The following is a 7959-nucleotide window of genomic DNA, read 5'->3' on the forward strand; positions in this document are numbered from 1 at the left end:
GCGAGAGGCCTGACGCGTGCTTGACGATTTTCCCCCAACCGGCTCCGGCTTCAGGGAGCACGAGCTGCGCGCGCGGGTGCTCGCCGAGCTGCATGCGCGGCCGTTCGAGCCGATCACCGGCCAGAAGCGAATCCTGCATTTCGCCTTCATGATTGATCACGAGGGCGCCGACCGGGCGCAGGCGGCGCTCGCCCAGTTCTGCGTCGAGCGCGCCGTCCCGCCGCCGCTCGCCAAGGCGAAGCACCACCGCGTCGAGCTGACGCCGACCGTGCTGCGCTGGGAGCGGCACGGCGAATTCCTGACCTATACGTTCGAATTTCCGCAGGATCAGCGCGACGGGCGCGAGACGCCGCCCTTTTCGCCGGACGCCGGCGAGCTCGGCAAGGTCATGCGGCTCCTGCCGCAGCCGGGGCCGCTCATCGTCGCCGTCGATCTCGACCTGCGGCCCGAGGGCGCGGTCGGCGAGGGCTGGCGCCGGCTGTTCAGCCAGAACGAGCTCGCCGCCGCCGACGTCGCGCATGGCCTCGCCCTCGTCGCGACGGACTTCCGCGCCGACGTCTTCGGGTTCGTGCGCATCCTCGTCCTCGACCGCGGCCTTGGCGAGCTCGAGGCGGGCGCCCTCTCCCAGCGCCTTCTCGAGCTCGAAACCTACCGCACGCTCGCCCTGCTCGGCCTGCCCTGCGCGCAGGACCTCTCGCCGACGATCAGCCGGATCGAGGCGGAGCTGCCCCGTCTCATCGGCGCCATGCGCGAGGCCGAGAGGCTGGAGGCGAGCCGCGAACTGCTCGCCCGCCTCACCACCCTCGCCGGCGAGCTCGAAAGCGGCGCGGCGCGGAGCCTTTACCGCTTCGGCGCCACGAAGGCGTATTATGAAACCGTCGAGCAGCGCCTTTCGGTCATCGACGAGCGGCCGGTCGGCGACGCGCCGACGCTGCGCCAGTTCCTCACGCGGCGGCTGACGCCGGCGATCCGCACCTGCGCGGCGGTCGAGGCGCGACAGGACACGTTGTCGCGGAAGCTCGCGCGCGCCGCCCAGCTGCTGCGCACCCGCGTCGAGGTCGAGCTCGAAAGCCAGAACCAGAACCTGCTCTCGACGATGAACGAGCGCGTGCGCATGCAGCTGCGCCTGCAGCAGACGGTCGAGGGGCTCTCGGTCGCGGCGATCACCTATTACATGGCCTCTATCCTCCATCTCGTCTTCGAGGGGCTTCATCAGGAGGCGCACTGGCTCAATCCGGCGCTCGCCACGGCGCTGTTCGTCCCGGCCATCGCCGTCGCGGTGTGGTGGAACGTGCGCAAGCTGCGGCGCAGCCATCCGGTCGACTGAGTCCGCCTCTGAGCAGGCTTGCGCGAAGGCGGCCTTGACGGGCACATAGGAGCGTCCGGCAAGGTCCGGACCGCGATGGGCCCGCGCGCGCCCGCACAGGAGACCTCGCCAGCGTGCATCACGCCGTCCCGCTCATCACGACGATCGCCGCCGGCTTCGGCTTCGCGCTGATTTTCGGCTTCGTCGCCGCGAAGCTCAAGCTGCCCGCTCTGGTCGGCTATCTCCTCGCCGGCGTGATCATCGGCCCCTATTCCCCCGGCTTCACCGCGGACGCGGAGATCGCCGCGCAGCTCGCCGAGATCGGCGTCATGCTGCTGATGTTCGGCGTCGGGCTGCATTTTTCGCTCGACGACCTGTGGGACGTGCGCAAGGTGGCGCTGCCCGGAGCGGTGCTGCAGATCGCCGTCGCCACCCTGATGGGCGCGGGGCTCGCGCATCTTTGGGGCTGGAGCGTCGGCGGCGCCCTCACCTTCGGCCTCGCGCTGTCGGTCGCCAGCACCGTCGTGCTGCTCAAGGCGCTCGAGGCGCGCGGCGTGCTCGAAACCACCAACGGGCGCATCGCGGTCGGCTGGCTGATCGTCGAGGACATCGCCATGGTCCTCGTGCTGGTGCTGCTGCCGCCGCTCAGCGCCGCCTTCTCGCACGCCGGCTCGACCTCGACCGCCGACATTTTTTGGACGCTCGAGGTCACAATCGCCAAGATCGCCGCCTTCATCGCCCTGATGCTGGTCATCGGGCGGCGCGTCTTCCCGTGGCTTTTGTGGCAAGTGACGCGCACGGGATCGGCCGAACTCTTCACCCTCTGCGTCATCGCCGCGGCGGTCAGCCTCGCCTACGGCGCCTCTCATCTGTTCGGCGTCTCCTTCGCGCTCGGCGCCTTCTTCGCCGGCATGGTGATCCGCGAATCCGAGTTCAGCCATCGCGCCGCCGAGGAGACGCTGCCTCTGCGCGACGCCTTCGCGGTGCTGTTCTTCGTCTCGGTCGGCATGCTGTTCGATCCGACCATCATCGTGAAGGAGCCGCTGCACGTCCTGCTCGTGGTGCTCATCATCGTCATCGGCAAGTCGCTCGCCGCGGCGGGGCTGGTGCTCGCCTTCCGCTATCCTCTCAACACGGCGCTGACCGTCTCGGCGAGCCTTGCGCAGATCGGCGAGTTCTCCTTCATTCTGGCGGGCCTCGGGGTCGGCCTCGGGCTCCTGCCGAGGGAGGGCCAGAGCCTCATCCTCGCCGGCGCGCTGATCTCGATCACCCTGAACTCGCTGCTGTTCGACGCGCTTGAGCCGGTTCAGGCGTGGGTCCGCAAGCGCAGCGCGCTCGCCCGCATGGTCGAGCGCCCCGACGATCCGCTCGCCGAGCTGCCGCTCACGACGGACGAGAAATATCTCTCGCAGCAGGTCGTGCTGGTCGGCTACGGGCGCGTCGGCCGGCGCATCGCCGGCGCCATGACCCACGCCGGCGTCCCCTTCGTCGTCGTCGACGAGAACCGCGAGCTCGTCGAGCAATGCCGGCAGAAGGGAATTCCCGCCGTCACCGGCGACGCCGCCGACATGGCGGTGCTGATCCAGGCGCATATCGCCAAGGCGAGCCTCCTCGTCATCGCGACGCCGGACACGCTCGACGTGCGCCGGATGATCGACATCGCCGGCAAGATCAATCCGCAGATCGAGACGATCGTGCGCACCCACAACGAGACGGAGGCGGAGCTCCTGCGGCAGGAGAACGCCGGCGTCGTCTTCCTCGGGGAGCAGGAGCTCGCCCGCGGTATGACCAATTATGTGCTGAAGCGCTTCGGACGCGAGCAGGAGGCGGGTTGACGCCTGCATGAGGCGAGCGCGGAAACACCGCGATCAGGCTTGACCCGCGCGCCGCGCGCCGGGACAATCGCCGTCGCCCGGCCGCTGGCCGACGTCCTCCTTTCACGCGGAGAGCCGTCCTGGACGATCTTGCGCAAACGACGGTCGCCGAGCTCGTCGCCGCAGCCGCCGAAGGCGACCGCGAGGCGTTCCGCGCCCTTTACGACGCGACGTCGGCGCGGCTCTTCGCGGTGATCCTGCGCATCCTCCGCGACCGTGCGGCGGCGGAGGACGTCCTTCAGGATGTCTATCTGCGCATCTGGCGCAACGCCGCGACCTATTCAGCCGACGCCGGCCCGGCGACGGCCTGGCTCTGCGCGATCGCCCGCAACCGCGCGATCGACCTCCTGCGGCGCAAGAGCTTCGCCGCGCCGCGGAGGGAAGAGCCCGCCGACTGGTCGGAGAAGCTCGCCGCCCCGGGCGATCCGCAGGCCGACGTCGCCGACCTCTCGGCGCTGCGCCATTGCCTTGGCGCGATCGAGGAGCCGCACCGCAGCTGCGTGCTGCTCGCCTATTACGAAGGCTATTCGCGCGAGGAGCTCGCCGCCCGTTTCGACAAGCCGGTCAACACCATCAAGACCTGGCTCCACCGCAGCCTCGCCACGCTGCGCTCCTGCCTGGACGGCGCCTCATGACAGACGAGCGCGAACTCTTCGCCGCCGAATATGCGCTCGGCACCCTGCACGCCGACGAGCGCACGCTGTTCTCCAGCGTCAAGACGCAGGACGCCGAGGCGCGGGCGGCGGCCGCCGCCTGGGAGCGCCGCCTCGCCCCGCTCGCGCTCGCGGTCGAGCCGATCGCGCCGCCGGCGTCGGTCTGGAGCCGGCTCGAAGCCGCGCTGTCGCCGCCCGCCGCGGCCGGCGACGCCTATTTTGAAGACGACGGGCGCAACGACGACGACGCCTCGCCGCTGGCGCGCCTGCGGCGCTCGCGCTCGCGCTGGCGCTCCGCCGCGCTCACCTTCGGAGCGCTCGCCGCGAGCTTCGCCGCCGTCGCCGTGTTCCGCGAGTTCGCCCGCGCGCCGGCGGGCGAGCATTCCTATGTCGCGGTCGTCAACCGCGGCGGCGAGCTGCCGGCCCTCGTCGTGCGCGTCGACGTCCCTGGCCACGCCGTCCATGTGCGGCCGGTCGCGGCCGAGACGCCGGCCGGCAAGAGCCTCGAATTGTGGTACATGCCCAAGGACGCGCCGCCGAAGTCGCTGGGCGTGGTGCCGGCCGGCGGCATGAAGATGCCGATGCCGAGCGACATGTCGGTGCGCGACGCCCGCTTCGCCGTCAGCCTCGAGCCGCACGGCGGCTCGCCCACCGGGGAGCCGACCGGCCCCATGATGTATAAGGGCGAGCTCATCGAAGAGTGAGCTGCGGGGCGATTTGGAGAATCTGACCGTCATCCTCGTCATGCTCGTCGCCGTCGTGGTCGGCGGCGCGCTGTCGCGCCTGTCGCCCTTTCCGGCGCCGACGCCGCTCGTCCACATCGCGCTCGGCGCGCTGATCGCCTCCGTCGCCCCGCTCGGCATGGAGCTCGAGCCGGAGGTGTTCTTCCTCCTGTTTCTGCCGCCGCTCCTGTTCCTCGACGGCTGGCGCATCCCCAAGGAAGGGCTCTTTCGCGACGCGGGCACGATCCTCGAATTCGCCTTCGGCCTCGTCTTCTTCACGGTGGTTGGAGTCGGCTTCTTCATCAACGCGCTGATCCCGGCGATGCCGCTCGCCGTCGCCTTCGCGCTCGCCGCGATCCTCTCGCCGACCGACCCGATCGCCGTTTCGTCGGTGGCCAAGCGCACGCCGATCCCCAAGCGGCTGATGCATATCCTCGAAGGCGAATCGCTGCTCAACGACGCCTCCGGCCTCGTGTGCATGCGCTTCGCCGTCGCGGCGGCGCTCACCGGCTCGTTTTCTCCCTTCAACGCCTTCGCGACCTTCCTCTGGCTCATCGTCGCGGGCGTCGCGTGCGGCGTCGGCGCGACGCTCGCGGTCACGCAGCTCAAGCGGATCGTCGCGCGCCGCGCCGGCGAGGAGACGGGCTCGCAGATCCTCATCAGCCTCCTCATCCCTTTCGGCGCATATCTTCTCGCCGAGCGTCTGCACGGCTCCGGCATTCTCGCCGCCGTCGCCGCCGGAATCACGATGAGCTACGTCGAGCAGAGCGGACAGGCGCTGCCGGTCACGCGCGTCCGGCGCGCGGCCGTATGGGACGCCGTGCAGTTCTCCGCCAACGGCGCGATCTTTGTGCTGCTCGGCGAGCAGCTGCCGCGCATCGTCGCCGGCGCGGCCCAGGTCGTGCGCGAGACAGGCCATCACGAGCCCGCCTGGCTCGTGATCTATGTCGTCGCGATCAACGCGGCTCTCCTGGCGCTGCGCTTCGTCTGGGCCTGGGTCTCCCTCAAATTCGTGCTTTTCCGCGCCGCGCGCCGCGGCGAGCCGCTCGAGGCCCCGAGCTGGCGTCTCGTCGCCGTCACCGCGCTCGCCGGCGCGCGGGGAACGATCACCCTCGCCGGCGTGCTGACGCTGCCGCTCGCGACGTATGGCGGCGCGCCTTTTCCGGCGCGCGACCTCGCGATCTTCCTCGCCTCCTTCGTCATCGTCGTCTCGCTCGTCGCCGCCAGCGCGGGCCTGCCCTTTTTGCTGAAGGGTTTGCAGCTTCCGCCCGAGCCCTCGCATCAGCTCGAAGAAGACCGCGCCCGCGTCGCCGCCGCGCAGGCCGCGATCATCGCCGTCGGCGCGGCGCAGCACCGCCTTGGCGCGCGGCGGGGCGACGCCGATCTCTACGCCGAGGCGGGCGCCCGCGTCATGACTTTCTACCGCAGCCGCATCGACGCGAGATCCAAGAATGGCGAGGAGGCCAACCTCGCCCGCGCGGCCGAGGCGATCGAGCGCGAGTTGCGCCTCGCGGCGCTGCAGGCCGAGCGGGAAGAATATTTCCGCCTCGCGCGCGGCCGCGAGCTGCCCGAGGAGACGGCGCGCAAGCTCGTTCGCGAGGTCGACCTCGTCGAGGCGCAGATCAATCCGGCCTGAGACGGCCGGCGCCTTGACTTCAGGCCCCGGATCGGCTCGCCTGCGCCCGCCCCGAAGCGAGCGCCATGCCGGACAGCCCAGCGAGCAACGCCCCCGACTTCACCGTCTCCGAACTCTCGAGCGCGCTCAAGCGCACGATCGAGGATCGCTTCGGCCATGTGCGGCTGCGCGGGGAAATCTCCAACTATCGCGGGCCGCATTCCTCCGGCCACGCCTATTTCTGCCTGAAGGACGCGAGCGCGCGCATCGACGCGGTGATCTGGAAAGGAACCTTCGCGCGGCTGCGAACCAGGCCGCAGGAGGGGCTCGAGGTCGTCGCCACCGGCAAGATCACCACCTTCGCCGGCAAGTCGAGCTATCAGATCGTCGTCGAATCGCTGGAGCCCGCCGGCGTCGGCGCGCTGATGGCGCTCTTCGAGGAGCGCCGCCGGCGTCTCGCCGCCGAAGGGCTGTTCGACGAGGCGCGCAAGAAGCCCCTGCCCTTCCTGCCGAAGGTCGTCGGCGTCGTGACCTCGCCGACCGGCGCCGTCATTCGCGACATCCTGCACCGCCTCGCCGACCGTTTTCCCCGCCGCGTCCTTCTCTGGCCGGCGCGGATGCAGGGCGAGACGTCGGCGGCCGAAGTGGCCGCAGCCATCGCCGGCTTCTGCGCCCTGCCCGAAGACGGCCCCATCCCGCGCCCCGACGTGCTCATCGTCGCGCGCGGCGGCGGCTCGCTCGAGGATCTGTGGAGCTTCAACGAGGAGATCGTGGCGCGGGCGGCGGCGGCGAGCGCGATCCCGCTCATCTCCGCGGTCGGGCACGAGACGGACTGGACGCTCATCGACTTCGTCGCCGACCATCGCGCCCCGACGCCGACCGGCGCCGCCGAGCGCGCCGTGCCCGTGCGCCGCGATCTCCTCGCCCGCCTCGACCAGCTGGCGCGCCGGCGCGAAGACGCCGCCTTCCGCTTCGTCGAACGCCGGCGCAGCGAGCTGCGCGGGCTCGCCCGCGCGCTGCCCGGCGCCGACGCGCTGCTCGCGCCTCCTCGCCAGCGGCTCGACCATGCCGGCCGCCGGCTCGAAGCGGCGCTGGCGCGCGGCGCCGACGCACGCCGCCTCGCCCTCGCCCGCCTCGGCCAGCGTCTTGCGCGCCAGTCGCCGCGCGCCCGCCTCGCGCGCACGGCCGAGCAGATCGCGGGTCTGGGCCGCCGCCTGCGCCGGGCTGTCGAGACGCGGCGCGAGCGGCGCGCCGACGCGCTGCGCACGCTCGCCTCCCGCCTCGGCGCGGCGCGGGCCGCGAGCGTCCGCGCGGAGCTTCTGCGCGCCGGCGCCGAGCGCCGCAGGCTCGGCGCGCTCGAGGCGCGCTTGCGCCGTGCGTTCGAGGACGGGCTGCGCCGCCGGCGCGCCGACGCGGAGCGGCTCGACCAGCTTCGCAAAAGCTTCGGCTATGAGAATGTGCTGGCGCGCGGCTTCGCGCTGGTGCGCGACGGCGAGGGACGGCTGTTGCGCCGCGCCGTCGACGTGCGGGACGGAATGGCGCTCAGGATCGCGTTCGCGGACGGCGAACGCGGCGCGGTGGCGGGAGAGAGAGGGCCGCCCGTCGACGCAAGGCCGGCTCCGCGCCGCCAGCGCAGCGAAAAGCCGGATCAGGGCTCGCTGTTCTAGGGCCTGTCGTCATTTAGGGGCTTCCGGCGCGCTGGAAACTTCGATTCATAGAAGGTCAGCCATTTTGGAGCTGACCGGTGCGACGCTACAGCCTTCGCGACTCCCAATGGGAGCGCATCCGC

6 protein-coding genes are annotated in these 7959 nt (G+C 71.2%); all 6 read left to right on the plus strand.

Annotated features, from left to right (window positions below):
• The first annotated feature begins 16 nt into the window (after positions 1-16).
• The 6 genes from ACE3OG_RS05455 to xseA all read left to right on the plus strand — a co-directional run bounded on the left by ACE3OG_RS05455 (position 17) and on the right by xseA (position 7837).
• A complete protein-coding gene (locus ACE3OG_RS05455) occupies positions 17-1327 on the plus strand; it encodes a DUF3422 family protein (protein WP_374306588.1) in 1311 nt (436 codons plus the stop codon).
• A 113-nt stretch (positions 1328-1440) separates the two neighbouring features.
• Positions 1441-3141, plus strand: a complete 1701-nt coding sequence (ybaL, locus tag ACE3OG_RS05460; protein ID WP_374306589.1) for a YbaL family putative K(+) efflux transporter — start codon at positions 1441-1443, stop codon at positions 3139-3141.
• 119 nt (positions 3142-3260) lie between these two features.
• Positions 3261-3815 carry a sigma-70 family RNA polymerase sigma factor gene (locus ACE3OG_RS05465; RefSeq protein WP_374306610.1) on the plus strand — a complete coding sequence of 185 codons (555 nt, stop codon included), beginning with the start codon at positions 3261-3263 and terminating at the stop codon, positions 3813-3815.
• Positions 3812-4537: an anti-sigma factor domain-containing protein gene (locus ACE3OG_RS05470; protein WP_374306591.1), complete on the plus strand. Its 726-nt coding sequence runs from the start codon at positions 3812-3814 to the stop codon at positions 4535-4537. Before ACE3OG_RS05465 ends, ACE3OG_RS05470 begins: the two co-directional genes overlap by 4 nt.
• Before the next feature lie 13 nt (positions 4538-4550).
• A complete protein-coding gene (locus tag ACE3OG_RS05475; protein WP_374306593.1) occupies positions 4551-6191 on the plus strand; it encodes a Na+/H+ antiporter in 1641 nt (546 codons plus the stop codon).
• Between the two features lie 65 nt (positions 6192-6256).
• On the plus strand, positions 6257-7837 hold the full coding sequence (gene xseA, locus ACE3OG_RS05480) for an exodeoxyribonuclease VII large subunit (protein WP_374306595.1): 1581 nt from the start codon (positions 6257-6259) through the stop codon (positions 7835-7837).
• Positions 7838-7959 lie beyond the last annotated feature (122 nt).

Origin of the sequence: Methylocella sp., assembly GCF_041905455.1 — a bacterium.
In the GTDB taxonomy this organism is placed as follows: domain Bacteria; phylum Pseudomonadota; class Alphaproteobacteria; order Rhizobiales; family Beijerinckiaceae; genus Methylocapsa.